Source organism: Brachyspira catarrhinii, from assembly GCF_005518285.1.
In the GTDB taxonomy this organism is placed as follows: Bacteria; Spirochaetota; Brachyspiria; order Brachyspirales; family Brachyspiraceae; genus Brachyspira; species Brachyspira catarrhinii.
Genome location: NZ_SJDU01000796.1, coordinates 1 through 425, shown reverse-complemented (window position 1 = coordinate 425; position 425 = coordinate 1). Strand labels below are relative to the sequence as shown.

General features: G+C 34.8%; 1 pseudogene. It reads left to right on the top strand.

The window, feature by feature from the left end:
• Positions 1-210: 210 nt before the first annotated feature.
• Positions 211-425: pseudogene (locus EZH24_RS13485) on the top strand (hypothetical protein); the annotation flags it as partial.

The following is a 425-nucleotide window of genomic DNA, read 5'->3' as shown; positions in this document are numbered from 1 at the left end:
AATTTGAAAATATATTATTAAGTTTTATCAATAATTTCAAGAAATAATTTCCAATAACAACTTTCCTAACCAGACGACTGTTTGCCTATATCGAAAAAGCTCCTGAATTATTTTTTTTACGCCATAGGCGGACATTTGTCTAGTTATAAAATATTATATTACTTATTATTAATATAGATTTTTAACTAAATTATAATCTCAGGAGTATAAATGCCCGATAAAGCCAAAAAAGCCCCTGCCAACGCCAAGGCGGACTTCGTCGGCACACCTGCGGTGAAAAACGCCCACACCAAAGGTGCACCTACGGTGAATAAGCCAAAAAAAGCCGTTATAATACCAAATCCTGCTAAAAGCATGCCTACGGCACCAGAATATTTTAGTGGGTATTCTCTAAAAAAATGGAAAGAACTTGCTCCTATTTTTGC